Source organism: Limnohabitans sp. Hippo4 (assembly GCF_003063605.1).
GTDB lineage: Bacteria > Pseudomonadota > Gammaproteobacteria > Burkholderiales > Burkholderiaceae_C > Limnohabitans_A.
This window is the reverse complement of record NZ_NESE01000002.1, coordinates 316,635-340,857: the sequence shown is the minus strand read 5'-3', so window position 1 is coordinate 340,857 and position 24,223 is coordinate 316,635. Positions and strand designations below refer to the sequence as shown.

25 protein-coding genes are annotated in these 24,223 nt (G+C 54.1%); 14 read left to right on the top strand and 11 right to left on the bottom strand.

What is annotated here, in order from left to right:
- Positions 1 to 57 precede the first annotated feature (57 nt).
- The 4 genes from gcvH to B9Z46_RS07105 are packed head-to-tail and all read left to right on the top strand — an operon-like array spanning position 58 to position 5,845.
- A complete protein-coding gene (gene gcvH, locus B9Z46_RS07120) occupies positions 58 to 429 on the top strand; it encodes a glycine cleavage system protein GcvH (protein WP_108255235.1) in 372 nt (123 codons plus the stop codon).
- Between the two features lie 59 nt (positions 430 to 488).
- Positions 489 to 3,392, top strand: coding sequence for an aminomethyl-transferring glycine dehydrogenase (gene gcvP, locus B9Z46_RS07115; RefSeq protein WP_108255233.1), 2,904 nt, complete (start codon positions 489 to 491; stop codon positions 3,390 to 3,392).
- The gene (locus tag B9Z46_RS07110) at positions 3,389 to 3,874 is read left to right on the top strand and encodes a GNAT family N-acetyltransferase (RefSeq protein ID WP_108255231.1); all 486 of its coding nucleotides are present in this window, start codon (positions 3,389 to 3,391) and stop codon (positions 3,872 to 3,874) included. The genes gcvP and B9Z46_RS07110 overlap by 4 nt, the downstream gene beginning before the upstream one ends.
- Before the next feature lie 12 nt (positions 3,875 to 3,886).
- Positions 3,887 to 5,845, top strand: a complete 1,959-nt coding sequence (locus B9Z46_RS07105) for a radical SAM protein (protein ID WP_108255229.1) — start codon at positions 3,887 to 3,889, stop codon at positions 5,843 to 5,845.
- Between the two features lie 6 nt (positions 5,846 to 5,851).
- On the opposite strand, the gene B9Z46_RS07100 is transcribed toward B9Z46_RS07105, so the two are convergent.
- Complete coding sequence (locus B9Z46_RS07100) at positions 5,852 to 6,367, bottom strand: Rrf2 family transcriptional regulator (protein WP_108255227.1); 516 nt, start codon at positions 6,365 to 6,367, stop codon at positions 5,852 to 5,854.
- A 132-nt stretch (positions 6,368 to 6,499) separates the two neighbouring features.
- On the opposite strand from B9Z46_RS07100, the gene B9Z46_RS07095 reads away from it, so the two are divergent.
- Genes B9Z46_RS07095 through B9Z46_RS07085 form a run of 3 tightly spaced genes read left to right on the top strand, consistent with a single transcriptional unit; the run spans position 6,500 to position 10,369 of the window.
- Entirely contained in the window at positions 6,500 to 7,471 is a 972-nt protein-coding gene (locus tag B9Z46_RS07095) for a MerR family transcriptional regulator (protein WP_108255225.1), read from the top strand.
- Between the two features lie 6 nt (positions 7,472 to 7,477).
- Positions 7,478 to 9,007, top strand: a complete 1,530-nt coding sequence (locus B9Z46_RS07090; protein ID WP_108255223.1) for a cryptochrome/deoxyribodipyrimidine photo-lyase family protein — start codon at positions 7,478 to 7,480, stop codon at positions 9,005 to 9,007.
- An 18-nt stretch (positions 9,008 to 9,025) separates the two neighbouring features.
- Positions 9,026 to 10,369: a DASH family cryptochrome gene (locus tag B9Z46_RS07085; protein ID WP_108255221.1), complete on the top strand. Its 1,344-nt coding sequence runs from the start codon at positions 9,026 to 9,028 to the stop codon at positions 10,367 to 10,369.
- A 36-nt stretch (positions 10,370 to 10,405) separates the two neighbouring features.
- Here the strand turns inward: B9Z46_RS07085 and B9Z46_RS07080 are convergent, their stop codons facing one another.
- Genes B9Z46_RS07080 through B9Z46_RS07065 form a run of 5 tightly spaced genes read right to left on the bottom strand, consistent with a single transcriptional unit; the run spans position 10,406 to position 12,947 of the window.
- On the bottom strand, positions 10,406 to 10,996 hold the full coding sequence (locus B9Z46_RS07080; RefSeq protein ID WP_108255219.1) for a histidine phosphatase family protein: 591 nt from the start codon (positions 10,994 to 10,996) through the stop codon (positions 10,406 to 10,408).
- Positions 10,993 to 11,166 (bottom strand): hypothetical protein, encoded by a 174-nt coding sequence (locus B9Z46_RS15210; RefSeq protein WP_197274872.1) that lies wholly within the window; start codon positions 11,164 to 11,166, stop codon positions 10,993 to 10,995. The genes B9Z46_RS07080 and B9Z46_RS15210 overlap by 4 nt, the downstream gene beginning before the upstream one ends.
- A gap of 27 nt (positions 11,167 to 11,193) precedes the next feature.
- Entirely contained in the window at positions 11,194 to 11,898 is a 705-nt protein-coding gene (locus B9Z46_RS07075) for an SDR family NAD(P)-dependent oxidoreductase (RefSeq protein WP_108255217.1), read from the bottom strand.
- The gene (locus B9Z46_RS07070; RefSeq protein WP_108255215.1) at positions 11,895 to 12,284 is read right to left on the bottom strand and encodes a thiol-disulfide oxidoreductase DCC family protein; all 390 of its coding nucleotides are present in this window, start codon (positions 12,282 to 12,284) and stop codon (positions 11,895 to 11,897) included. The genes B9Z46_RS07075 and B9Z46_RS07070 overlap by 4 nt, the downstream gene beginning before the upstream one ends.
- Positions 12,285 to 12,287: 3 nt before the next feature.
- Positions 12,288 to 12,947: a DsbA family oxidoreductase gene (locus B9Z46_RS07065; protein WP_055361181.1), complete on the bottom strand. Its 660-nt coding sequence runs from the start codon at positions 12,945 to 12,947 to the stop codon at positions 12,288 to 12,290.
- A 119-nt stretch (positions 12,948 to 13,066) separates the two neighbouring features.
- Between B9Z46_RS07065 and aroQ the strand changes: the two genes are divergently transcribed.
- The gene (aroQ, locus tag B9Z46_RS07060; protein ID WP_108255213.1) at positions 13,067 to 13,516 is read left to right on the top strand and encodes a type II 3-dehydroquinate dehydratase; all 450 of its coding nucleotides are present in this window, start codon (positions 13,067 to 13,069) and stop codon (positions 13,514 to 13,516) included.
- Here aroQ and B9Z46_RS07055 read toward each other — a convergent pair.
- From B9Z46_RS07055 to B9Z46_RS07040, 4 genes are read right to left on the bottom strand one after another with little or no spacing between them, the layout of a single operon-like run.
- Positions 13,459 to 14,364, bottom strand: a complete 906-nt coding sequence (locus B9Z46_RS07055) for an alpha/beta fold hydrolase (protein WP_233245934.1) — start codon at positions 14,362 to 14,364, stop codon at positions 13,459 to 13,461. The two genes, aroQ and B9Z46_RS07055, sit on opposite strands and share 58 nt — an antisense overlap.
- Complete coding sequence (locus B9Z46_RS07050; RefSeq protein ID WP_108255211.1) at positions 14,361 to 15,563, bottom strand: MFS transporter; 1,203 nt, start codon at positions 15,561 to 15,563, stop codon at positions 14,361 to 14,363. Before B9Z46_RS07050 ends, B9Z46_RS07055 begins: the two co-directional genes overlap by 4 nt.
- Positions 15,564 to 15,572: 9 nt before the next feature.
- A complete protein-coding gene (gene aroC / locus B9Z46_RS07045; protein ID WP_108255210.1) occupies positions 15,573 to 16,652 on the bottom strand; it encodes a chorismate synthase in 1,080 nt (359 codons plus the stop codon).
- A gap of 14 nt (positions 16,653 to 16,666) precedes the next feature.
- Complete coding sequence (locus B9Z46_RS07040; protein ID WP_055361185.1) at positions 16,667 to 17,137, bottom strand: CBS domain-containing protein; 471 nt, start codon at positions 17,135 to 17,137, stop codon at positions 16,667 to 16,669.
- Between the two features lie 113 nt (positions 17,138 to 17,250).
- On the opposite strand from B9Z46_RS07040, the gene B9Z46_RS07035 reads away from it, so the two are divergent.
- The 4 genes from B9Z46_RS07035 to B9Z46_RS07020 are packed head-to-tail and all read left to right on the top strand — an operon-like array spanning position 17,251 to position 21,075.
- Positions 17,251 to 18,579, top strand: coding sequence for an O-acetylhomoserine aminocarboxypropyltransferase (locus B9Z46_RS07035; RefSeq protein WP_108255209.1), 1,329 nt, complete (start codon positions 17,251 to 17,253; stop codon positions 18,577 to 18,579).
- The gene (locus tag B9Z46_RS07030; protein WP_108255208.1) at positions 18,576 to 19,385 is read left to right on the top strand and encodes an alpha/beta fold hydrolase; all 810 of its coding nucleotides are present in this window, start codon (positions 18,576 to 18,578) and stop codon (positions 19,383 to 19,385) included. The genes B9Z46_RS07035 and B9Z46_RS07030 overlap by 4 nt, the downstream gene beginning before the upstream one ends.
- On the top strand, positions 19,382 to 20,725 hold the full coding sequence (locus tag B9Z46_RS07025) for a cytochrome P450 (protein WP_108255207.1): 1,344 nt from the start codon (positions 19,382 to 19,384) through the stop codon (positions 20,723 to 20,725). Before B9Z46_RS07030 ends, B9Z46_RS07025 begins: the two co-directional genes overlap by 4 nt.
- Positions 20,726 to 20,745: 20 nt before the next feature.
- Positions 20,746 to 21,075, top strand: coding sequence for a DUF962 domain-containing protein (locus tag B9Z46_RS07020; protein WP_108255798.1), 330 nt, complete (start codon positions 20,746 to 20,748; stop codon positions 21,073 to 21,075).
- Here B9Z46_RS07020 and B9Z46_RS07015 read toward each other — a convergent pair.
- Positions 21,065 to 22,288, bottom strand: coding sequence for a YihY family inner membrane protein (locus B9Z46_RS07015; RefSeq protein ID WP_199220569.1), 1,224 nt, complete (start codon positions 22,286 to 22,288; stop codon positions 21,065 to 21,067). The genes B9Z46_RS07020 and B9Z46_RS07015 overlap by 11 nt on opposite strands.
- Before the next feature lie 21 nt (positions 22,289 to 22,309).
- Between B9Z46_RS07015 and B9Z46_RS07010 the strand changes: the two genes are divergently transcribed.
- Positions 22,310 to 22,750 carry a DUF2069 domain-containing protein gene (locus B9Z46_RS07010; RefSeq protein ID WP_108255205.1) on the top strand — a complete coding sequence of 147 codons (441 nt, stop codon included), beginning with the start codon at positions 22,310 to 22,312 and terminating at the stop codon, positions 22,748 to 22,750.
- The gene (locus B9Z46_RS07005) at positions 22,747 to 24,171 is read left to right on the top strand and encodes an FAD-binding oxidoreductase (protein ID WP_108255204.1); all 1,425 of its coding nucleotides are present in this window, start codon (positions 22,747 to 22,749) and stop codon (positions 24,169 to 24,171) included. The genes B9Z46_RS07010 and B9Z46_RS07005 overlap by 4 nt, the downstream gene beginning before the upstream one ends.
- The last annotated feature ends 52 nt before the right edge of the window (positions 24,172 to 24,223 follow it).

Genomic DNA, 24,223 nt, shown 5'->3' with positions numbered 1-24,223 from the left:
CTGACCCCGATAATTAATGTTGATCTGACCCCAATTAAATTATTCAAGGAGAGAAAAATGAGTTTGAAGTACACCGAAGAGCACGAGTGGATCAAGGTTGAAGGCGATGTGGCCACTGTGGGCATTACGCACCATGCGCAAGACGCTTTGGGTGATGTGGTGTTTGTGGAGTTGCCTGAAGTGGGCAGCAGCTTTGAACAAAAAGCTGTGGCTGGCGTGGTCGAGTCTGTGAAGGCTGCAGCCGATGTTTACATGCCCATTAGCGGTGAAATTACCGAAGTGAACGAAGCCCTGCGTGACGACCCCTCTTTGGCCAACACCGACCCCCTGGGTGCCGGTTGGTTCTTCAAAGTGAAGTTGTCGGATGCATCGCAAGTGAATGCTTTGTTGGACGAAACAGCGTACACAGCGTTTGCTGCATCCAACTGAAATCAGAATTGAAATTTTGTTGCTTGTTTTGATCGAACTTTGCGTTTGAAAGCCCCACCATGTTGATGTCATCTGCCACCCCTTTAAGCCAACTCGAAAACAACAGTGAATTCATTGCACGCCACATTGGCATCAGTGAAGCAGATGAGCATCACATGTTGTCCGTCATTGGTGTGGCATCTAGGCGTGCTTTGATTGAAAGCATCGTGCCAGCTTCGATTGCGCGCAGCCAAGCCATGAAGTTGCCTGCGCCAGTGACTGAAGCCAGCGCATTGGCAGAGCTCAAAGCCATGGCGCAACAAAACAAGATTCTCAAAAGTTTCATTGGCCAGGGCTATTACGGCAATCACACACCCGGCGTGATCCTTCGCAACATTTTGGAAAACCCAGCCTGGTACACGGCCTACACACCCTACCAAGCCGAGATCAGCCAAGGCCGCATGGAAGCTTTGGTGAATTTCCAAACCATGGTCTGCGATTTAACGGCCATGCCCATTGCCAACGCATCGATGCTGGACGAAGCCACAGCGGCAGCTGAAGCCATGACCTTGGCCAAACGCTCGGTCAAATCCAAAAGCAACAACATCATTGTGGCGGGCGATTGCCATCCGCAAACGATTGAGGTGATTCAAACACGTGCTGCGCCATTGGGCTTGAATGTGTTGGTGGGCTTTGCACCTGAGTTGATGAAGCAACACGACTACTTTGCAGTGGTCGCGCAGTACCCTTCCACCGCGGGCATGATTCACGATTTGAAAGATGTCATTGCACAGGCCCACGCCGCGCAAGCCGCCTTCATCGTGGCCGCCGATTTGCTGGCCCTCACCTTGGTCACACCGCCCGGCGAATTGGATGCCGACATTGTGGTGGGCACCACCCAACGCTTTGGCATGCCCATGGGCGCCGGTGGCCCGCACGCAGCTTACCTGGCCTGCCGTGACGACTTCAAACGCTCCATGCCTGGCCGCTTGGTGGGCGTGAGTGTGGACGTGCACGGCAACCCCGCTTACCGTTTGGCTTTGCAAACCCGCGAGCAACACATTCGCCGCGAAAAAGCCACCTCCAACATTTGTACTGCGCAGGTCTTGCCTGCGGTCGTGGCCAGCATGTATGCTGTTTATCACGGGCCCGTCGGTTTGAAGCGCATCGCACAACGCGTGGCCAGTTACACAGCCATCTTGGCAGAAGGCTTAGAGCAACTGGGTTGCAAATTGGCGCATAAATCTGCCTTCGACACTTTGCAAGTGATCACCGGCGCACGCACAGATGCCGTGTTGCAAAAAGCCTTGCTCAAAGGCATGAACCTGCGCAAGCTCTCAGCCGACAGCATTGCCGTGTCTTTGGACGAAACCACCTCGCGTGACGACATCGAAGCGCTTTGGTCTAGCTTTGCAGAAGGTGGCCAAGCCCTGCCCGATTGGGCGCCATTTGAAAAAGGCCTCGACAGCCTCATACCTACAAGCTTGCGCCGCACCAGCACGTACCTCACGCACCCTGTGTTCAATCGTTATCACTCCGAAACAGGCATGCTGCGCTACATCCGCCAGTTGAGCGACAAAGATTTGGCCCTCGATCGCAGCATGATTCCGCTGGGCTCTTGCACCATGAAGCTCAATGCCACCAGCGAGATGATTCCCATCACGTGGCCTGAGTTTGCCAACGTGCACCCCTTCGCACCAGCCGATCAACTCAAGGGCTATGCCCTGCTAGATGAACAGCTACGCGAGTGGTTGTGCCAAGCCACCGGCTACGCAGGCATCAGCTTACAACCCAACGCAGGCTCACAAGGTGAATACGCTGGCTTGTTGGTCATCAAAGCTTTCCACGAAGCCAAGGGCCAAGGCCATCGCAACATCTGCCTCATCCCCTCCAGCGCCCACGGCACCAATCCCGCAAGCGCTCAAATGGCGGGTATGCAAGTGGTCGTGACGGCTTGCGATGCGCAAGGCAATGTCGACATGGCGGACCTCCAAGCCAAGTGTGAACAGCACAGCGCCAATTTGGCGGCGGTCATGATCACCTACCCCAGCACGCATGGTGTTTTTGAAACGCAAGTCAAAGCGCTGTGCGAACTGGTACACCAACACGGCGGCCGCGTTTATGTGGACGGCGCCAACATGAATGCATTGGTGGGTGTTGCAGCCCCAGGCGAATTTGGTGGCGATGTGAGCCACCTCAACTTGCACAAAACATTCTGTATTCCGCATGGCGGTGGCGGCCCAGGTGTAGGCCCTGTTTGTGTGGTCGAAGATTTGGTCCCTTACCTGCCAGGTCATGCCACCGGCGGCTTGAAAGTCAACGGCGTAGGCGCTGTGTCTGCGGCGCCTTTAGGCAATGCTGCCGTGCTGCCCATCAGCTGGATGTATTGCCGCATGATGGGCGCAGAAGGTTTGAAGCACGCCACAGAAGCCGCCATCTTGGCCGCCAATTACATCAGCCAACGCCTGGCCGATCATTACCCAACCCTGTATGCCAGCGTCGGCGCCAACGGCAAAGCGGGTCACGTGGCCCACGAGTGCATTTTGGATTTGCGCGGCTTGAAAGAGACCAGCGGCGTGATGGCCGAAGACGTGGCCAAGCGCTTGATGGACTATGGCTTCCACGCACCTACACTTTCCTTCCCAGTGGCCAACACTCTCATGGTGGAACCAACCGAAAGCGAAACCCTGGAAGAGCTTGATCGCTTCATCGACGCCATGATTGCGATTCGCAACGAAGTGCGCCAAATTGAAAACGGCGATTGGCCACAAGACAACAACCCCCTCAAGCATGCACCGCACACAGCCGCCAGTTTGATGGCCGCAGATTGGAACCGTCCTTATTCACGCGAAGTGGGTGCTGCGCAAGCAGGACGCCCATTGAGTAGCGTGAAGTACTGGCCGCAAGTGGGCCGTGTGGACAACGTTTACGGTGATCGCAACCTGTTCTGCAGCTGCGTGCCCATGAGCGACTACGCCTCATGAGCACTTTACAAGTTCAACGCGTTGATTACCTCAACGAAAATGATGCAAAAGCACTGGTCTTTTTGCTCGACGCCTATGCGCAAGATCCGATGGGCGGCGGCGAGGCACTCAAGCAAGAGGCTACTGCGCGTTTGTGCGCAGACATGGCACGAATTCCAGGCGCTGCCAGTTTCATTGCTTGGTTAGACGGCCAACCCATTGGCCTGATCAATTGCTTTGAAGGCTACTCCACCTTCAAAGCCAAGCCCTTGCTCAACGTGCACGACATTGCCGTCTTGGACGGTCACCGTGGCCAGGGTGTTGGCCAAGCGCTGCTTCAAGCCGCCGAAGCCCATGCCCTTTCGCGAGGCTGCTGCAAGCTCACCCTGGAGGTTTTAAGTGGCAACGCACCAGCCATGCAAAGCTACAAACGCTTTGGTTTTGAACAATACGAACTCGATCCAGCTGCCGGACAAGCTCAATTCATGCAAAAGTGGCTGTAAAGTCACGGGTGCATGAACCCCTCGCCGAATTCAAAGCCTTTTAGCGTCTTGAGCGTCATCCCCCCGATGACGCAGCTCAATACGCCCTACCCGTCGACGGCCTATCTGACGGGCTTTTTACGTTCGCGCGGGGTGGCTGCAACACAAGAAGATTTGGCCCTCAAGCTGGTCTTGAATTTGTTCACGCCACATGGCATGGCGCAAATTCGCGACAAAGCACTCTTGCTGCCAGAAGCCAAGCGAAGTGCCAGCGTTAATTTTTTCTTGGATTTCTTTGAGCGCTACGAAAACACCATCGCCCCCACCATTGCTTTCTTGCAAGGCAAGGACAGCACCCTCAGCCACCGCATTGCAGGCAGAGGCTTTTTGCCCGAAGGGCCACGCTTTACAGCGCTGGACGCTTATGACGATGGCGAATCAGCCGACCCCTTGGCCTGGGCCTTTGGCGCTCTAGGTCAACAAGACCGTGCACGCCATTTGGCCACTTTGTACTTGAACGACTTGGCCGATGTGCTGCGCGACGCCGTCGACAGCCGTTTTGAATTCGTGCGCTATGGCGAATCCTTGGCGGGCAGCCAGGCCACGTTCGAACCTTTGGCTGATGCACTTGCGGCGCCTTTGACCCTGATGGACGAGACACTGCAAGCACTCACCCTGAAGGCAATTGAGCAGCATCAACCATCTTTGGTCCTGCTGTCCGTGCCCTTTCCTGGTGCGGTCTATGCCGCATTCCGAATTGCGCAGTGCATCAAGCAACATCACCCCCATATTCACATTGCACTGGGCGGTGGTTTTGTAAACACCGAACTGCGCGAACTCACTGAACCCCGGGTGTTTGATTACGTTGACTTTGTAACCCTAGATTCTGGCGAACGCCCTTTGTTGGCCTTACTGGAACATTTGCAAGGTCAGCGTGCAGCAGGACGTTTGGTCAGAACCTTTGTTCGCAAACCAGACACCGGCACCGTTCAATTGATGAACTGGTCAGAGCCCGATGTGCCCTTTGAAGAAGTCGGCACCGCCACTTGGGACGGATTGCCTTTGAACGACTATTTGTCTTTGCTCGACATGCTCAACCCCATGCACCGATTGTGGAGCGATGGACGTTGGAACAAACTCACCGTGGCGCATGGTTGCTATTGGAAAAAATGTAGCTTCTGTGATGTCAGCCTCGACTACATCTCTCGCTACGAAACAGCCTCTGCCCAATTGCTGGTGGATCGAATTGAAACCATTGTGAAAGAGACCGGTCAAACAGGCTTTCACTTTGTAGACGAAGCCGCACCGCCCAAAGCCCTCAAAGCTTTGGCCGAAGAATTGATTCGCAGAAAGGTGCACATTTCTTGGTGGGGCAACATCCGATTTGAAAAAACCTTCACACCTGAATTGGCAGAATTGTTGGCCGAGAGTGGCTGCATCGCCATGTCGGGCGGCTTGGAAGTGGCCTCCGACCGCTTGCTCAAATTGATGAAAAAAGGCGTGTCAGTAGAACAGGTGGCGCAGGTCACGAAGGGCTTCTCAGAAGCAGGCATCTTGGTACACGCCTACCTCATGTATGGCTTTCCAACCCAAACGGTGCAAGACACGGTGGATGCGTTGGAGTACGTGCGGCAGCTTTTTGAGAATGGCTGTATCCAAAGTGGCTTCTTCCATCGCTTTGCCTGTACCGTTCACTCCCCCGTGGGTTTGAATCCTGAAGACTACGGCATCGAATTGATTCCCTTGCCGCCTGTTTCATTTGGCAAGAACGACATTGGCTTCATTGATCGCACGGGTGTTGACCATGACCTACTAGGCCTTGGTTTGAAGAAAGCCATCTACAACTTCATGCATGGCATTGGCTTGGAAGAAGATGTGCGCACGTGGTTTCAAGATGCACTGATGGAACATGCCGGCGGTAAAACTCCCGCCTTCAAGATTCCCAAGAGCACCGTTTCACGCCGTAAAATTGAACAAGCCTTAGGGCACTGAAAAAATTCAAGCGTGCGTGAGTTGCATGAACTTCGACAGGTCGAACACCGAGTTGGGTGCAACCGGCATCAAGCCTTTGGGCAAGGGCTTGAAGTTGAACGGTAAATTGTTCACTTTTTGAACCTGCGAATTAGCGGGCACCGAACTGACCAGCGCACTCAATGAGAAGTTTTTCAAAAAGTCCTGTTCAATTCTCAAATACTCTTCGTACAAGAGATCAACTGCCACTGTCTCGGTACTGGGTCTTTTTTCGTGATCAGATGGGTCATTGATTTCGAAGCACTTCACAACGTCCCATGCCGTCAAGGTTTGCAAATCTCTCTTCAACTGGTAACCGCCGCCAGGTCCCCTTGAAGCTTGCAACAAGTCGTTTTGCTTCAAGACTTTGACCAAGCTTTCTGTGTAAGACACAGACAATTCTAGAAATTGGGCAATGCTGGCCACAGTGACCGACCTGTGGGCCGGTGTTTGAGCGACATGGGCCATGGCCAAAATGCCTTGATGAGCGCGCTGACTGAGCATAGGACACCTTGTTTGGTTATTGAATAGCTTTAATTTAGCATATCTATTCAATATCTCAGAAATACACTTAAAATATTCAATATTACCTACTCAATACTTATTCAGAAAATATTTTCTGAACAGTCAGTTCCTATGAATCTCCACAAAATTGGTGCTGTTTCAAGTCTAAGCGGGGTTCCCACGCCAACCCTGCGCATTTGGGAGGCGCGCTACCAATGCTTCTCACCTTTGAAAACTGCCAGCCGACATCGCTTGTATTCAGACGATGACGTTCTCAAAGCCACGCTCATGAAAAGACTCACAGAGCAAGGGCACAGCGTGAGCCAAATTGCTCAGAGCAGTTTGCAGGAACTCAATCAACTGGTCCAACAACATCAAGGTCTGGGACAACAGGCCAGCGCGGCCAACAGGTCAACACCTTTTGCCACAGTTGCCATCGTGGGGTTGCCTTTGGCCAGTCGGGTGGAATCCAAAAGATTCACAGAACAGATGGCCCCTACTCAGCTGCGGATCTCCGACATCTTTGGTTCGACTGAAGAGATGCTGCAAGCTCAGCTTCAAGAACAACCTGAATTGCTGCTCATTCAGTGCCACTCACTTCACGCAGGCGTGCAAGTGGACATCCGTCGCTTGGTCGACAAAAGCCAAGCCTCACACGTCATCGTGCTTTACAGTTTTGGGCAAGCACCTGTGATTGAAAGCTTGAAGCAGTGGGGCATGATTGTTCGCAGAGAGCCGCTGCCAGAGTCAGAGCTGAGTGAGTTGATATTGGCCACACTCAGGGTTGACTTGCCAAGCCCCATCAACCGGGGTGCTGAACATGCGGCGATTCCAGCTCGCAAATATGACGACATAGCCTTGATGCGCGTCACTGGCATCTCAACGCAAGTCTTGTGCGAATGCCCTAAGCACGTGGCCGAGCTGATCATGCAACTGGCCAGGTTTGAACAATACAGCCTCGATTGCCTGAACAAATCCAGTGAAGACGCACGCATTCATGCCCATCTGAGCGCCATTTCGGGTACGGCTCGCGCCATGTTTGAAGACGCCCTGGAAATGGTGGCACAGCACGAAGGCATCGACCTCCAGTCACTGGGAAATTAACGCCCCATGACTTGCCAAATCGTTTGGTTCAAGCGTGACTTGCGTTGGCAAGATCACGCTGCACTGGCACATGCTGCCGCGCGTGGACCCGTGCGCTGCATTTACATTGTGGAACCTGGCTACTGGCAGCTCAACGATACGGCACTACAGCACTTCGAATTCATTCGTGAATCATTGCAGGCTTTGAATTCGCATTTGCAGACCTTGGGCGGTTGCGTTGAAATTCACACAGGCGAAGCTGTTGAGGTTTTTGATCGCCTGCTGAAAGAGACGTCTTTCACAGAAATTCACTCGCACGAAGAAACGGGCAATGCATGGACTTATGCCAGAGACCTTCAAGTTAAGACTTGGTGCGAAACGCATCGCATCCCGTGGCACGAGTATGCGCAATTTGGTGTAGTGAGACGCTTGAAAAATCGGAACCAGTGGCAAGCCGCATGGGAACAACACATGCATGCACCGCAGGAAAAGCCCAAGGCCATTCACTTTGCAAGCAAAGTCAACAGCTTGCCGATTTCAATGCAAGCGCCTGCGCATTTAAAACACAATCCCCTCCACCGTCAACGCGGCGGACGACCCTTGGCACTGGCAGTTTTGCGTAGCTTCTTGAATGCCCGAAGCTTAGGTTACCGAGGCGGCATTTCATCGCCCTTGTCTGCACCGGATGCCTGCTCCCGACTTTCGGCTTATCTGGCGTATGGCTGTATCAGCATGCGCGAAGTGGTGCAAATGACGCGCGCCTACATTGAAGAGTTACCCCCGCAAGCCTCACGGCACCGGGCTGGCCTGCAGGCCTTCATGAGTCGCCTTTACTGGCATTGTCATTTCATTCAAAAGCTAGAAAGCGAGCCCGAGATTGAATGGCAAAACATGCACCGCGGCTATGACGGCTTGCGAGAAGAATCGTTCAATGAGGCATTTTTTGAAGCACTCAAAAATGCCCAAACGGGGTGGCCCATGGTGGATGCTTCGGTCGTCATGCTGCGTGAGACAGGCTGGCTCAATTTTCGAATGCGGGCCATGCTGGTGTCAGTAGCAGCCTACCCCCTCTGGCTCCACTGGCAGCCATTCGGAGAGTGGCTGGCCACTCAATTTTTAGATTACGAACCAGGCATTCACTGGAGTCAATTGCAAATGCAATCGGGCACGACAGGCATCAACACCACGCGCGTCTACAACCCCATCAAGCAAGCACAAGACCACGACCCGCAAGGGCTGTTTGTTCGGAGATGGCTGCCCGCCATGCGCAATGTCCCAGACAGCTGGCTTTTTGAGCCCTGGAAAATGCCGGACAACGTTCGTCAATCAACAGGCACTGACGCCGCATCATCCGTTCAAATCCACACACCCTTGGTGGACCTCAGTTCGGCGACACGCAGTGCGAAAGAAAGATTGCACGCACTTCGCAAGAATGACAAAGTTCGAGCCGGCAAAAAGGCTGTGATCGATAAACACGCTTCGCGCAAAACTTTTTCAACACGCCGCACCAGCACCAAATCTCAAGCCGCCAGTTCGCAAATGGGCTTTGATTTTTAAAATAGAAATCGCCACCACATGTCATCCCATCATTCAAGCGCAGGCGTCATCTATTGGTTTCGAAACGATTTGCGCTTGCATGATCAGCCTGCATTGCAAAGCGCGATAGAACTCGCCACAAAATTGCAAACTTGGCTTCTACCCGTCTACATTCACGACGATGCGCTTGAGGCACAGACGCCATGGGGCTTTGCCAGAACATCGCCTCAAAGAAACGCATGGACACAGATGGCTGTGCAGGACTTGGCTCGACAGTTGAGCGCATTCAATAGCCAACTGTTTCAACTCAAGGGCAAGCCTGTTGAAATCTTGCAGGCTTTAAGCCATCACTTCCAAGAGTCATGGATCGTCTGTGAAGACATTGCAGCACCCTATGAACAGGCGTACATCCAACAATTGAAGGATGCCAAGCTGAAAGTTCAAACAGTTTGGCAGTCCACATTGATGCGCCCTGCTGATTTGCCATTTGACGTGCGCAAAGTACCCGATCAGTTCACCACGTTCAGGCAACTGATTGAGCGCCCAACGATTCTTGTCCAAGATCCATTGCCCGTGATCGCTTCGATGCCAGCTCTGCCCGATATATCAGGATTGCAGACGAAGCTGAAAACTCAAATTGAAGCGGCAGACTCCTCCCCTGTTCAAGCGATCAGCATCGACCCGCGCTCTGCGTTTCCATGGGGACCCTCGGGCTTCAAGGGTGGCGAAACATCGGCATTGGCGCACCTTGATCAATACTGCAACAGCAGCTTGCCTAGCACCTACAAACTGACGCGCAATGGTTTGATGGGCGTTGACTACTCCACCAAATGGTCGCCTTGGTTGGCGACTGGCGCGCTCTCAGCGCGGCAAGCTTGGGCTGCAGTCAAAGCCTATGAAGCAATGCACGGTGCCAATGACAGCACTTACTGGATTGGATTCGAATTGCTTTGGCGCGATCATTTTCGCTGGTTGCATTTGAAACATGGACACCAGCTTTACCGACGCCAAGGCTTGTCCACGCAACCACAGGTGCGCAAAGCACACTCATCTGAAAATTTTGAAGCTTGGTGCACTGCCAAAACTGGGCACCCCTTTATCGATGCCGGCATGCGCGAGCTCACCACCACGTCCTACCTGTCCAACCGCATGCGCCAAAACTTGGCCAGCTATTTGATCCATGACTTGGGCTGCGATTGGCGCGCAGGTGCCGCTTGGTTTGAAACGCACTTGATTGACTTTGATGTTTACAGCAACCAGGGCAATTGGCTGTACCTCAGTGGCTGCGGCACTGACCCGCGAGGTGGCAGAAGGTTCAACCCGGACAAGCAAGCCAAGGACTATGACCCTGAAGGCAGCTACCGGGCGCTGTGGCGTCACTGAGGTCCTAAGACCTCTGGTGTCAATTGCCCAAGGCGTTCAAGGACTGGGGTAAATTTTGTAGGACAAGAGTTTGCCTTGAGGACTAACCTTGGCCAACACCATGTCGCCAGAGCCCACGTTTTCGCCCATGAATTCTGCAATGTTCACATGGTGCGTCACCAAGATCAAAGCTTTGTCGGACTTCAATTTCAGTTGTTTGGCAATGAAGGTCTGAAGACGCACATTGCTTTGAGGCCCCTGACGCATGTCGTCAAAAAACGAGTTCAGTGACGGCTCGTGTACTGGGGCGTCATAGCCAAGCTTCTCTGCCGTTTCTTTACAACGACACCAAGCGCTGCTGAACACCATTGCTTCTTTAACACCTTGTGCTTTCAGCCATTGACCGATGCGCTGCGCTTGCTCACGCCCCTTGCCATCCAAGTTGCGTTGGGTTTTGCAATCTTGCAGTGTGTAACCCGCGGGATCACCCACACCCGGCGCCAAGGCATGTCGCATCAGCAACACGTGGTCCGACTTTTTGAGCAGATCGGACAGTTCGCTGGCATTGGCATTGACCTGCGTCAGGCCAATCCCTAACAACACCGCACACACCCATTTCAAGAGCATCTTCAAGTTGCGGTCACTCATTTCGCGGTCTTGCCTTCAGCAACCGGGTTGTCTGTTGGGCGTTCAGCCGTGGAAGTGTCGAGTTTGGGCATTGCCATCTTTTCGCCATCCCATTGCTGACCGCACCAGCATCGGCCCTCAGGATCGATGATGCAGGTTCCTGTGCCACAGCACCTTGGATCTTCGTTCATGTCTACCCCCTTAGAAAAAAATGGCCATCACCATGGAATGGTATGCCCTGCGTAATCCACAAATTGTGCGCGACCCGTTGGCTGGAGGCTTTGTAAAGCTCGCATCATCTGCGACACCGAGTCTTCAGGTGTCATGGCATCTTCTGCAGCCACAAACTTAGCCGACAAACCAGACTGCACAGTGCCCGGTTGCAAAGCTGCAAACACTGCCAGAGGTTTTTGTCGAAAGGCCTCAATGGCCGCTGTTTGCAGCAGCATGTTGCGAGCCGCTTTGGCTGCGCGATAGCCATACCATCCGCCCTTGTGGTTGTCTTCAATGCTGCCAACCCGCGCAGACAAGGTGGCGTAGCAAGCCGCATCTTGCGACACCAACAAAGGTGAAAAATGCTTGATGAGCAATGCAGGACCAACGGCATTGACTTCGAACTGACGCAACAGTTGCTTGGCATTCAAAGCTTGCAAACGCTTTTCGGGACCTTGCCCATCCAGCGTTAAAGCACCTGTGGCATCCACAATGTATTTGAATTCACAAGCGCCATACGGTCCTGTAGTTTGGCGCAACGCCGCTGCGCATTGCGCCATGCTGTCTTCATTTTCCAGTTCAAAGCGCAACACGCTTTGTCGCGACAAGCCCACAGCCAAGGCACACTGCGCATCGTTTTGAAAATGCGCTAAAAAAGCCTGCCCAATGGCGCCACTCGCACCCAGTACCAAAGCTTGATAGCGACTCATGAATGACGTGCGTCCCATTTGAGCAAATACTTTTGCACGGTGGGCCGAATGGGCAAAAACATTTTGTAACCCAGGTTGATGGCCCAACTAAAGGGTCGCACGGAAAAGACTCGGCCAGCCAATCGCCAGCCTCGCAACTCCAACCAAAGGCGTGCAAAGGCCGCACCGCCCTCAAACAATTGCCCCGCTGCATCACGCACATGAAAGTACGCCATGGCGCGTTGGCAATTCAGCCCATCACCCAAGCTGGCATCGTCATTGGCTTGAAAATTCACACTGACGTCATGCCACACCAACTGCGCAGCGTCAGGATTGCTTTTGTAAAAAGCAATCTCACGTCTGCACAAGGGGCAGCTGCCGTCGTAGTAAATGGTCAGGGGTGGCATGCGTCAAACTTCGCCGGCCGCAATGCGTCGCAGCGCTTGTTCAAACACAGCAGCAGGCTGTCCACCAGAGATCAGGTGCTTGTCATTGATGATGACGGCTGGCACAGAATGAATCCCTGCTTGTTGGTAGAACTGTTCAATCTCACGAACTTCTTGGGCATAGGCGTCGGAGGCCAAAATGCCTTTCGCTTCAGACACATCCAAACCCACCGAGGCCACCACTGCCAACAACACCTCATCCGATTCAACGGCTTCAGCGCGGCCTTGGTAAGACTCGAGCAACGCACGCTTCAAAGCGTGCTGACTGCCCTCTGGCCCCTTCACGCCCGCCCAATGCAACAAACGGTGCGCATTGAAGGTGTTGTAGACGCGGCCGCGCCCACCCGGATTGAACTTGAATCCCACTTCTTCACCCCGGGCCGCAATGGTGGCGCGAATTTGAGCTTGTTGCTCTGGGGTTGAACCGTATTTTTCGGTCAAGTGCTCGCCCAAGTCTTGGCCGCCAGGCCCCATGTGCGGGTTCAACTCAAAGGGCTGAAAGTGCAAATCAGCCGCAACCTCACCCTTCAATTGACCCAGGGCTTGCTCCAATGCGCCCAGACCCACAGCACACCAAGGGCAGGCAATGTCGGAGACGAAATCAATTTTCAAGGTAGCGGCCATGGCAAAAAGTTTTGAAATAAAAGCGTGATATTGCCTCAAATATTGGAAAATCGGTGCTCAGGGCGCAGATTCCATGGTTTCACAAGGGATCTTTGCCAGCCCGACCTTTGAGGACGATCATGAAAATTTTGTGTTTGAACGGCATCAACTTGAACATGTTTGGCAAGCGTGATCCCGCCCAATACGGCACCATCACCTTGGCAGAAATTGATGCGCAAGTGAAAAAGCTCGGCCAAGAATTGGGCGCCAGCGTGGAGTGCTTTCAAACCAACTTTGAAGGTGCCATGGCAGAAAAAATTCACCAGGCCCACACGGACGGCATTGATGCCGTCTTGATCAACGCGGGCGCATGGACACACTACAGTTATGGCATTCGCGATGCGCTGGCCATTTTGAAGTGCCCCATCATTGAAGTGCACATGTCCAACATTCATGCACGCGAAGCTTTTCGCCATCACTCTGTGATTGCTGAAATTGCCAAAGGTCAGATTGCAGGCTTTGGGGTGGACAGTTATTTGTTGGGACTCAGAGCGGCTGTTTCTGCGGTGCAAGCCAACAAAGCCAACTGAAACGCATCCGTTCGTTCGTATTGAACCCAATGTCCTGAATCTGGTACCAAATGCCATGAAGTCAAATGTGGCGCTTGGGCTTTAAACAGGGCCTGCACTTCCGGCCAGCGCCCTTTGTACAGCGCATCCCCTTCGCCATAGATCACATGCAGTTGGCACTGAATCTGCGGCAAAGCGCCCGCCACGATGGGCGTTGATGACAAGCGTCGACGCGGCATGCGATCACGTTTGACGTTGGCAACGTGCACAGCCATGGCCAGATCGTCTAAGCTGCGCTCGTGCTTCAACATCAAAGCCATCAGGTTGTGACGATGCGCTTCGGCCTGCAAAGCTTCGGTGGGCAAATGCCGCCACCCTTTGAGTGGGATGCGATCTGGCACCGTCAAACCTAAACCTGGCGAGCCCACCATCACCAATCGCTTTGCATCTTCAGGGTAAGCAGCCAACCACAAAGCGGCTGTCATTCCACCAAATGAAAAGCCAACAAACGCAGCACCAAGGTTTGGGCCTTGAAGCATCTGCCAAGCCGCATGCAAGGGTTCAATCAAGGCATCCACATCACCACCCTGCGCCGGTGCTGCCGAATCACCAAAGCCGGGCAAGTCAACCGCTAGCACACGATGGCCTTGCGCCACCAACGGTGCAATGTTGCGAATCCAATGCATCCAACTGCCGCTGCCGCCATGCAAGAGCAAGATCACAGGCCCCTCAAGCGGGCCCCAAGCGTGCCACACCATAGGCCCTGGCAAAGTCAATTTTTGACCTGTGCGCAACACCTCAACGGTGCCCGCATCCAAGAGGGTCAGCACCGAGGGTTCTATGACGATGGGCTCGGTGGAATAGCTCACGCCAGACTTTCCACCTTTTGCTTGGGGTGCTGCAATCGCCATACTTTGTAAGCGGCTGCAGTGGCGATGGCGGCTGTGCACATCGACACCCAATAGACACTTTGCAAGCCCCAACGATCGCTCATCAACCCGCCCAGCAAACCACCCAGCACGCCAGGAAAGCCATAAGCGATGACGGTGTACAAAGCCTGACCGCGGCCGCGCAAGCGCCCCGGAAAATGATGTGACAACAAGGCAATACAAACCGTGTGATTGGCCGCAAACGTCAAAGCATGTAGCGCTTGCGCCAGCAACAAAACCCACAGCACATCGGCCCATTGCGCCGTCATGCCCATGCGCAAGGTCATGGCAGCAGAACACACCACCAACCATCCCGTGAGGGGCAACTTAGGCATCCATTTGGCTTGCGTGAAAAACCAAAAAATTTCAACAATGACCGACACCGCCCACAGCATGCCAATCCAAACTTTGCTGTACCCCAAGGCGTCGAGGTACAAGGAGAAAAACACGTAGACCCCAATGTGCGAGAGCACATGAAAAAAGGCGGTGATGAAAAACCACATCACGGGTTGTTGCCTGAGCACTGGCCAGACGGACACTTTGGCTTCGTGCTTTGGTACTGCCTCTTTCAAATCTGGCAACCACCAAACACTGGCCGTGACAGCCGCCAAGCTCAACACGGTCCAGCCTGGAAAATGTTTCATGCCGAAGTGTTCAAACCAAGCACCGGCCACAAATACGGTGACCAAAAATCCCAAAGAGCCAAACAGGCGAACACGGCCATAACGTTTGGCATCAAACGCGCCACCTTGACTCACCAAATGGGCCATGGCTGCTTCGCTCATGGGCATCATGGAACTGGTGTGCGTGAACATCACCAAGAGCACCAAGCCCAAGCCCAAAGGCCCGAGGTCAAAAAACAACATGCAGGCGCAAATCAAGGCCATGGTGGCGCCGTAGCGCAGCAACTTGACGCGCTCGCCGGTGTGATCACTGAGCCAACCCCAGCCGTAGGGCGCAAACAAACGCGTCGCGGCTTGCACCGAGGTCAAGATGCTGATGGCCACCAAACCAAAGCCCAGCTCCTTCAACCACAAAGGCAAGTAAGGATTGAAAAATCCAATGTGCGCAAAGTAGCTGGCAGAAACCGCGGCAAACGGAATCAATTGACGGCGTTGGGCCGCGGACGAATTGGGCATGAAGGCCCCTTACAGGTGGGTCGGCGGCACCACGTCACCGCACTGTGCGCGGTGTTGCAGGGCATGTTCGATCACCACCAAAGCCAACATGGCTTCAGCAATGGGTGTGGCACGAATGCCAACACACGGATCGTGACGCCCTTTGGTGAGCACTTCCACGGCTTGACCCTGGGTGTCAATGGAAGGCCGTGGTATCAGGATAGAGCTGGTGGGCTTGACAGCAATCGAGACCTCCAAGTCTTGGCCAGTGCTAATACCGCCCAACACACCGCCGGCATTGTTGCCCACAAATCCATCACGAGTGATGGGATCGCCATGCTCACTGCCCTTTTGTGTGACAGACGCAAAGCCAGCACCAATCTCAACACCCTTGACGGCGTTGATGCCCATCATGGCGTATGCAATGTCGGCATCGAGTTTGTCAAACAGGGGTTGACCCAAACCGACAGGCATGCCCTGCGCCACCACGCGCAAACGCGCGCCACAGGAGTCACCAGATTTGCGCATTGCGTTCATGTAGTCTTCAAGTGCAGAGACATCGGCCACAGGTGCAAAGAAGGGATTGGTGTGCACATGGTCCCAACTCTCAAAGCCAATGGGCACTTCGCCAATTTGGGTCATGCAACCTTTGAAGGTGGTGCCGTATTGCAGCGCCAGCCATTTTTTGGCCACAGCGCCAGCCGCCACCATGGGGGCCGTTAAACGTGCCGAAGAGCGGCCACCACCCCGAGGGTCACGCAAACCATATTTGCGCCAGTAGGTAAAGTCGGCATGGCCAGGGCGAAAGGTTTGAACAATGTCGCCGTAGTCTTTGCTGCGCTGGTCGGTGTTTTGAATCAGCAGTGCAATGGGCGTCCCCGTGGTCAAGCCTTGGTAAACACCGGACAGAATTTGCACGGTATCGGGTTCGTTGCGCTGGGTGACGAATTTGGAAGTGCCAGGCCGCCTGCGATCGAGGTCTGGCTGAATGTCAGCCTCTGACAGCGGCATGCCCGGTGGGCACCCGTCAATCACGCAGCCAATGGCTGGGCCGTGGGATTCACCAAAGTTGGTGACAGAAAATAAGGTGCCGAAGGTATTACCGCTCATAGGCACCCATTATCTCAGAGGGTAGGCGCTTCTTTGCCGGCTTTGTCATCGCCCTCTGGCCAATCGCGAATATAGGCTTTGAGCATTTTGTTTTCAAAATTCTGGCTGTCGACCACCGCTTTGGCCACATCGTAGAAGCTGATCACCCCCATCAACATGCGCTTGTCCATGACTGGCATGTAGCGGGCGTGGTTGTTGAGCATCATGCGCCGAACCTCGTCCATGTCGGTTTCACTGGTGCAGGTGATGGGCGCATCGTCCATGGCTTTGCGCACGGAGACACTGCCTATGGAGCCCCCGTTCTTGGCCAAACATTGCATCACCTCACGAAATGTCAGCATGCCCACCAAATCACCATGTTCCATCACGACCAATGAACCCAAGTCCTTTTCAGACATGATTTGGATGGCAACAGCCAAAGTTTCATCGGGTGTGACGGTGATCAGGCTATGACCCTTGACGCGAAGGATGTCACTGACTTTCATGAGAAGTTCTCCTAGTGGGTGTTTGAATATAGCCCACAATCTTGACTAAGAATAGTAAAAGCTTACCCTTAGGCTCTTGCCTGAAACTTTCAGCTTCTCTTTGGAGACAACTCATGCCCGGCTACTCCGATCCTGGTTTTGACACATTGGCCCTGCACGCCGGTGCGGCGCCCGACCCCACCACAGGCGCGCGCGCTGTGCCCATTCACCTGACCACCTCGTTTGTTTTCGAGTCGAGCGACCAAGCCGCCTCGCTTTTCAACTTGGAGCGTGCTGGCCATGTTTACAGTCGCATCAGCAACCCCACCAATGCGGTGCTGGAGCAACGCATTGCGGCCCTAGAGGGCGGCATTGGCGCCATTGCCACAGCCAGCGGTCAAGCTGCCTTGCATCTGGCCATCACCACCCTCATGGGCGCGGGCTCTCACATTGTGGCGTCTTCTGCCCTGTATGGTGGCTCGCACAATTTGTTGCACTACACACTGCGTCGATTTGGCATTGAGACCACCTTCGTTGCGCCGGGTGATTTGCAGGCTTGGCGGCAAGCCGTTCAACCCAACACCAAATTATTTTTTGGCGAGACCGTCGGTAACCCAGGAATGGATGTGCTGGACTTGCCAGCGGTCAGTCAAATTGCCCATGAAGCAGGCGTCCCCTTGCTGGTCGATGCCACCCTCACCTCCCCTTGGCTTATGAAGCCCTTGGCACATGGCGCAGACTTGGTGGTTCATTCCGCCACCAAATTTTTGTCGGGTCATGGCACCGTCATAGGCGGACTGGTGGTCGATGGCGGCAGTTTTGATTGGTCAGGACCGCATACGCAAGGCAAATTTGAAGAGCTGACCCAAGCCTATGCGGGCTTTCACAACATGGTGTTCAACGAAGAAAGCACCATTGGGGCTTTTTTACTTCGCGCACGCCGTGAAGGACTTCGCGACTTTGGCGCATGCATGAGTCCGCACACCGCATGGCTCATTTTGCAGGGCATCGAAACCTTGCCTTTGCGCATGGCAAGGCATGTGAGCAACACCCAGAAGGTTGTGGAATTCTTGGCATCGCATGCCATGGTAAGCCGCGTCGGTCACCCTATGCTTGAAAGTCACCCCAGCCATGCACTGGCCAAGCAGTTGCTACCCCGCGGCGCTGGCTCGGTGTTCAGTTTTGACATTCGGGGTACACGCCAACAAGGACAAGCCTTCATTGAAGCGCTGCAAGTTTTCAGTCACTTGGCCAACGTCGGCGATTGCAGGTCTTTGGTGATTCACCCGGCCAGCACCACGCATTTCCGGGTGGATGACGAGACCTTGAAAGCTTCTGGCATTGGGCCAGGCACGGTGCGCTTGTCGATTGGCCTTGAAGACCCCGAGGACCTGATCGACGATTTAAAACGCGCACTGCGGGCCGCTGAAAAAGCAGCGCCCACATCAGGAGGTGCCGCATGATTTACAAGGTTCAAGGCGCCCCTTTGTATGCTTACACCGGTGGCAAAGAATTTGATGCCAGCAAACCTACTGCGGTATTCATTCACGGCGTGCTCAACGATCACAGTGTCTGGATTTTGCAAACCCGCTACTTTGCCAACCACGGCTGGAATGTTTTGGCCATTGACTTACCAGGCCATGGTCGCAGTGGCGGCAAAGCGCCAACAACGGTGCAAGATGCGGCTCAGAGCGTGATCGCTTTGTTGGACGCAGCGGGTGTCGACAAGGCCATCTTGATGGGCCACAGTTTGGGTTCCCTCATCGCCATGCAGGCTGCTGCTGAACACCCAACACGCGTCTCCCAATTGGTGATGGTGGGCACGGCTTACCCCATGCGTGTCTCCCCCGCGTTGCTAGAAAATTCCATCAGCAATCCGAACAAAGCCATCGACATGGTGAATGTGTTTTCCCATTCCACCTTGGCACCACCACCCAGCGCTTTGGGGCCAGGCACATGGCTGTTGGGCGGCAGCAAAGCGCTCATGCGGCGCGTCTTGGCCAGCAACCCACATGAGAACATTTTTAACATCGGTTTCAAAGCTTGCGACCAATACGATCAGGGCGAAATAGCAATTGACAAGGTCATGTGCCCCACCTTGTTCATGCTCGCCAAGAAAGATCAGATGACCCCACCCAAGGCGGCGCAAAGTTTGATTCAAAAGGCACGCGACGGCCATGTGGCATGGGTCAATGCCGGACATCAAATGATGGTGGAAGCACCCGAAGAATGCTTGGCCGCCATACTGGCCTTTTGCAAAAAATCATGAGCATCACTTGGCAAACACCAGCTCTTAGTGCTCAGCGTGTGCAAGACATCTGCAGCCAATTTGATTTGCGAAATTTACCCGCAGATTTTTTGGCCAATCCCTACCCCGTCTACGCAGCCTTGCGCGAAACCACGCCGATCAAGCAAATGCCGGATGGTTCGTTTTTTCTCACCCGTCACGCAGACTTGGTGGCGGTTTACAAAGATGCCGCCAAGTTCAGTTCAGACAAGCGAATAGAGTTTGCGCCCAAGTACAACCACGAGCCTTTCAACCAAGCCCCCTTTGCCAAGCCTGGCCAAGATGCACCCCTGTTCGAGCACCACACCAACAGCTTGGTCTTCAACGATGCGCCGCGCCACACACGTGTGCGCAAGCTCATCATGGGCGCCCTGACGCGTCGTTCCATTGACGCCATGGAGGCGGGTTTGATTCAGTTGGTGGACAGCTTGCTTGATCAACTCGAAGCACGCCAACAAGGTGATTTGATTGAAGACTTTGCATCGGCCATCCCCGTCGAAGTGATCGGCAATTTACTCAACGTCCCGCATGCCGATCGCGGACCCTTGCGAGGCTGGTCCTTGGCCATCTTGGGCGCTTTGGAGCCACGACTTACCGCTGAGCAAGAAACTTTGGGTCATCGCAGTGTGCAAGAATTTTCAAACTACCTGCGTGATCTGGTCGCCGACCGCCGACGGCATCCTGGCAACCCCGAGCAAGATGTCCTGACGCGCTTGATTCAAGGCGAATCTTCCGAACACAGCGCAGACGTTTTGAGCGAAACGGAGTTGCTTCAAAACTGCATCTTTTTATTGAACGCAGGCCATGAAACGACCACCAACTTGATTGGCAATGCCCTCCTGAGTTTGCTTGAGCATCCTGCGCAAAAGGCCTCCTTGTTGTCAGACCTTCAAGCAGCCCAAAGCGGATCACATGAAGATGCAGCACCCCCCATTCTGAACATGGCCGTCGATGAATTTTTGCGTTTTGAAGCCTCCAATCAACTGAGCAATCGAAGAGCCACTATTGCCACCCGCATTGGCAATGTTGACCTGCCAGAAGGCGCGCTCGTCACCTTGTGCATTGGCGCTGCCAATCGCGATCCCGCTCAATTTTCAAACCCTGAAGTGCTTGATTTAAAACGCGCTGACAATCGCCATTTGTCATTTGGTTTTGGCGTGCATCAATGTGCCGGACTCAGTTTGGCACGCCTAGAAGGCCGCATTGCATTGGGTCGTTTTCTGCAACGCTTTCCCAATTACCATTTAACGGCCACGCCCACCCGCGGCGGGCGCGCCAGGTTTCGTGGCTTTTTGCATGCGCCCTTTGCCACGGGCCTGTGAACTTCAAAACAGGAGGCACCATGAACAACACCAACGAGATCCAAGATACAAGCGCCATTGACAGCTTTGCTGCGTTCTATCCTTTTTACCTGAACGAGCACAGCAACCGCACTTGCCGTCGTTTGCACTTTGTCGGCTCTAGTTTGTCATTGGTGTGTTTGGCCATGCTGGCCATCACCGGCAAGCCGCAGTATTTTTTATACGGCTTGCTGTGCGGCTATGGGTGCGCTTGGGTGGGCCACTTCGTGTTTGAGAAAAACAAACCCGCCAGTTTCAAACGCCCGCTTTACAGTTTCATGGGCGACTGGGTGATGTACAAAGACATGTGGACAGGCAAGATCAAGTTTTGATCACATCGGCCACGGTCAATTGGTCCAAATGGGTTTTTTGCCAAATCACATCAGCCTCGCCTGGGTGCGCCAGCCAGAGTTTTTCTGCCAAAGGTGCCAAGGGTGTTGTTGACAAATCGATTAGCAAAACCCAAGCGCTGTCGGTCTTGGCATCCGCTTGCTCAATGCGCCCTGCCCATCCCAACTCGTGCAAGGCATCCATCACACGAATTGCATGGCGATGCTCAATTTTCAACTGACTGGCCATCTCACTGAGGCGAAGCCCTTGGGGTGAATTGACGCGCGCATTGCGCAAAAGATTCAGGGTTTCCAGCGCCAATCGAAACGACCACCCCGGCCCATCGACGGGGCGTTTGGCTTGTCGACCGATCTCTGGCAAGCTGGCCGTTAACACCGCACCCAATAAGACCACCACCCAAGCCACATAAATCCAGACCAACAAAATCGGCACGGCAGAGAAGGCACCGTAAATGGCCGAATATGTGGGCATTTGCGCCAAATAAATGGCCAGCAAATTTTTGGCCAATTCCAAGCCCAGTGCCACGGCCACCCCGCCCGTCAATGCATGGCGCCAATCCACTCGGGTGTTGGGCAAATAGTAATAAAGGCCTGTGACCGTTGCGGCCAGCAAGCCAAACTCAACCAGGTCAAGCAAACTGCGCACCGTCACGGGTAACCAATCGGCATAGTCTGACAAATAACCTGTGAAGAGGTAGGACGATATGGCCAGGCTCCCCCCCAGCAACAAAGGCCCCAGCGTCAAGCCAGCCCAATAAATCAACACTCGCTGCCCCCAGGGTCTGGGGCGGTTAACACGCCAAATTTGGCCCAGGGTGCGATCAATGGTGACCAGCAAGGCCAAAGAGGTCATGACCACGGCAATCAAGCCCACCAAGCCCAATCGGTTGGCTTTCTTGGAAAACTGGGTCAATGACCCCAAAACTTGGCGGGAAATGCTTTCGGGAACCAAACTGTCAATCAACCAACGTTGCAATTGGTCCTGAACTTTGGCAAAGATGGGAAACGCCGTAAAAATGGCCAGACCCAAGGTAAACAGGGGCACCAGCGCCAAGACAGTCGTGAAAGTCAATGAACTGGCCGTCATGCCCAAGCGAACCTCGCGAAAACGGCGCCACAAAGTGCGTCCCATGGGCTGCCACGGAAACTGCATCAATTCATTCAATGCGGCACGAAGAGATTCAATCGGGTTCATGACCGGTATGATGCCATCGCCATGAACGACTCACACACAAAATCCTCTTTTCTAAGCCCTCAAACCATCGAATTGACCCGTTGGGTGGCCGTTGGCAGCCTGGTGGCCCTCATATTTGTCGGTTTGGCATGGGAACTTTGGCTGGCCCCACTGCGCCCAGGCGGCTCTTTGTGGGCCCTGAAAGTAGTGCCTTTGTGCTGGCCATTGGCGGGTTTGCTGAAAAACAGGATGTACACCTACCGCTGGGTCAGTTTGTTGGTTTGGCTTTATTTCATTGAGGGCGTGGTGCGCGCTTGGGGCGACAAGGGCTGGTCTGCTGGCCTGGCTGGCGCACAAACGTTTTTGTGCATCAGCTTGTTTGCAGCATGCGCCCTTCACGTGCGTTGGCGTTTTCAAATGGCCAAGGCCAATGCCCTGCCAGAATCTTCTGAAACTCAAGCACCACCAGAGCAGACACCATGAGCGCTTTGATCGAAAATTTGCGTCGCATCTGTGGCGACGCCAACGTCCTCACCCATGACGACCCCAGCACAGACTTAAGTGCATGGGAGCGCGACTGGCGCAAACGCGCGCAAGGTCGCGCCTTGGCGGTGGTTCGTCCTGCCAGCGTGCAAGAAGTCGCAGCCGTTGTGAAGGCCTGCGCCAACACCTTCACCAGCATCGTTCCTCAAGGCGGCAACACAGGCTTGGTGGTGGGTTCTGTGCCCGACGCTTCTGGCCAACAAGTGGTGTTGAGTCTGAAGCGCATGAATCAAATTAGGTCTGTCGATGCCGCCAACCTGACCGTCATCGCAGAAGCGGGTTGCATTTTGCAAAATGTGCAAGAGCACGTTGACCGCGCCGGTTTCCTTTTCCCCCTCAGCTTGGCAGCCGAGGGCAGCTGCACCTTGGGCGGCAATTTAGGCACCAACGCAGGCGGCACCCAAGTGGTTCGCTTTGGCAACACCCGTGAGCTTTGTTTGGGCCTTGAAGTGGTGACGGCGCGAGGTGAAATTTGGCACGGCTTGTCGGGCCTTCGCAAAGACAACACCGGCTACGACTTGCGCAACCTGATGATCGGCAGTGAAGGCACCTTGGGCATCATCACCGCGGCCTGCATGAAGCTCTATCCCAAACCCGCAGCGCAATTGACCACGTGGGCGGCCGTGCCCAGCATGCAAGCGGCAGTGGACTTGTTGGGTTTGGCCCATGAACGACTTGGCGCAGGCCTGACCGGTTTTGAAGTGATGGGCCAATTTGCATTGAGCTTGGTGGACAAACACCACCCGCAATTGCGCGTGCCTTTGTACAAGGACACAGCTTACTGCGTGCTGCTGGAAAACTCCGACCACGAGTCTGAAGACCACGCCCGCCATGGCTTTGAAGGCTTGATGGAAACGGCCATGGACAAAGGCTGGGTCACCGATGCGGTGGTGGCTGAAAGTTTGGCTCAAGCTCAAGTACTTTGGCAAATTCGCGAAACCATTCCGCTGGCACAAGCCGACGAAGGCTTGAACATCAAACACGACATCAGCGTTCCCGTGTCTCGCATTCCTCAGTTTGTGGCTGATACCGACGCGTTACTGCAAGCCAAAATTCCGGGCATACGACTTGTCAACTTCGGCCATTTGGGCGACGGCAATTTGCACTACAACGTGCAAGCCCCCAATGGGACGGATGGCGCAGCGTTTTTGCGTGACTACGAGGACACTGTCAACACCTGGGTCTTCGATCAGGTCAAGGCCTTTGAAGGCTCCATCAGCGCAGAACATGGTGTGGGTAGCCTGAAAGCCGACAAACTGGCGCATTACAAGGATCCAACAGCTTTGGCCATGATGAAAGCGATCAAACAAGCTTTGGACCCTCAAAACATCATGAACCCCGGCAGAGTGATTAAAATTTAGGCCTCAGCCGAGATTGAACTCAAAGCCCTCCTTCATTTCAAATGACCTGCCC

What these genes read in the sequence shown, in the direction of transcription:
- gcvH (WP_108255235.1), top strand. Translation starts at nt 58, where the DNA reads ATGAGTTTGAAGTACACCGAAGAGCACGAGTGGATCAAGGTTGAAGGC.
- gcvP (WP_108255233.1), top strand. Translation starts at nt 489, where the DNA reads ATGTTGATGTCATCTGCCACCCCTTTAAGCCAACTCGAAAACAACAGT.
- B9Z46_RS07110 (WP_108255231.1), top strand. Translation starts at nt 3,389, where the DNA reads ATGAGCACTTTACAAGTTCAACGCGTTGATTACCTCAACGAAAATGAT.
- B9Z46_RS07105 (WP_108255229.1), top strand. Translation starts at nt 3,887, where the DNA reads ATGAACCCCTCGCCGAATTCAAAGCCTTTTAGCGTCTTGAGCGTCATC.
- B9Z46_RS07100 (WP_108255227.1), bottom strand. Translation starts at nt 6,367, where the DNA reads ATGCTCAGTCAGCGCGCTCATCAAGGCATTTTGGCCATGGCCCATGTC.
- B9Z46_RS07095 (WP_108255225.1), top strand. Translation starts at nt 6,500, where the DNA reads ATGAATCTCCACAAAATTGGTGCTGTTTCAAGTCTAAGCGGGGTTCCC.
- B9Z46_RS07090 (WP_108255223.1), top strand. Translation starts at nt 7,478, where the DNA reads ATGACTTGCCAAATCGTTTGGTTCAAGCGTGACTTGCGTTGGCAAGAT.
- B9Z46_RS07085 (WP_108255221.1), top strand. Translation starts at nt 9,026, where the DNA reads ATGTCATCCCATCATTCAAGCGCAGGCGTCATCTATTGGTTTCGAAAC.
- B9Z46_RS07080 (WP_108255219.1), bottom strand. Translation starts at nt 10,996, where the DNA reads ATGAGTGACCGCAACTTGAAGATGCTCTTGAAATGGGTGTGTGCGGTG.
- B9Z46_RS15210 (WP_197274872.1), bottom strand. Translation starts at nt 11,166, where the DNA reads ATGAACGAAGATCCAAGGTGCTGTGGCACAGGAACCTGCATCATCGAT.
- B9Z46_RS07075 (WP_108255217.1), bottom strand. Translation starts at nt 11,898, where the DNA reads ATGAGTCGCTATCAAGCTTTGGTACTGGGTGCGAGTGGCGCCATTGGG.
- B9Z46_RS07070 (WP_108255215.1), bottom strand. Translation starts at nt 12,284, where the DNA reads ATGCCACCCCTGACCATTTACTACGACGGCAGCTGCCCCTTGTGCAGA.
- B9Z46_RS07065 (WP_055361181.1), bottom strand. Translation starts at nt 12,947, where the DNA reads ATGGCCGCTACCTTGAAAATTGATTTCGTCTCCGACATTGCCTGCCCT.
- aroQ (WP_108255213.1), top strand. Translation starts at nt 13,067, where the DNA reads ATGAAAATTTTGTGTTTGAACGGCATCAACTTGAACATGTTTGGCAAG.
- B9Z46_RS07050 (WP_108255211.1), bottom strand. Translation starts at nt 15,563, where the DNA reads ATGCCCAATTCGTCCGCGGCCCAACGCCGTCAATTGATTCCGTTTGCC.
- aroC (WP_108255210.1), bottom strand. Translation starts at nt 16,652, where the DNA reads ATGAGCGGTAATACCTTCGGCACCTTATTTTCTGTCACCAACTTTGGT.
- B9Z46_RS07040 (WP_055361185.1), bottom strand. Translation starts at nt 17,137, where the DNA reads ATGAAAGTCAGTGACATCCTTCGCGTCAAGGGTCATAGCCTGATCACC.
- B9Z46_RS07035 (WP_108255209.1), top strand. Translation starts at nt 17,251, where the DNA reads ATGCCCGGCTACTCCGATCCTGGTTTTGACACATTGGCCCTGCACGCC.
- B9Z46_RS07030 (WP_108255208.1), top strand. Translation starts at nt 18,576, where the DNA reads ATGATTTACAAGGTTCAAGGCGCCCCTTTGTATGCTTACACCGGTGGC.
- B9Z46_RS07025 (WP_108255207.1), top strand. Translation starts at nt 19,382, where the DNA reads ATGAGCATCACTTGGCAAACACCAGCTCTTAGTGCTCAGCGTGTGCAA.
- B9Z46_RS07020 (WP_108255798.1), top strand. Translation starts at nt 20,746, where the DNA reads ATGAACAACACCAACGAGATCCAAGATACAAGCGCCATTGACAGCTTT.
- B9Z46_RS07015 (WP_199220569.1), bottom strand. Translation starts at nt 22,288, where the DNA reads ATGAACCCGATTGAATCTCTTCGTGCCGCATTGAATGAATTGATGCAG.
- B9Z46_RS07010 (WP_108255205.1), top strand. Translation starts at nt 22,310, where the DNA reads ATGAACGACTCACACACAAAATCCTCTTTTCTAAGCCCTCAAACCATC.
- B9Z46_RS07005 (WP_108255204.1), top strand. Translation starts at nt 22,747, where the DNA reads ATGAGCGCTTTGATCGAAAATTTGCGTCGCATCTGTGGCGACGCCAAC.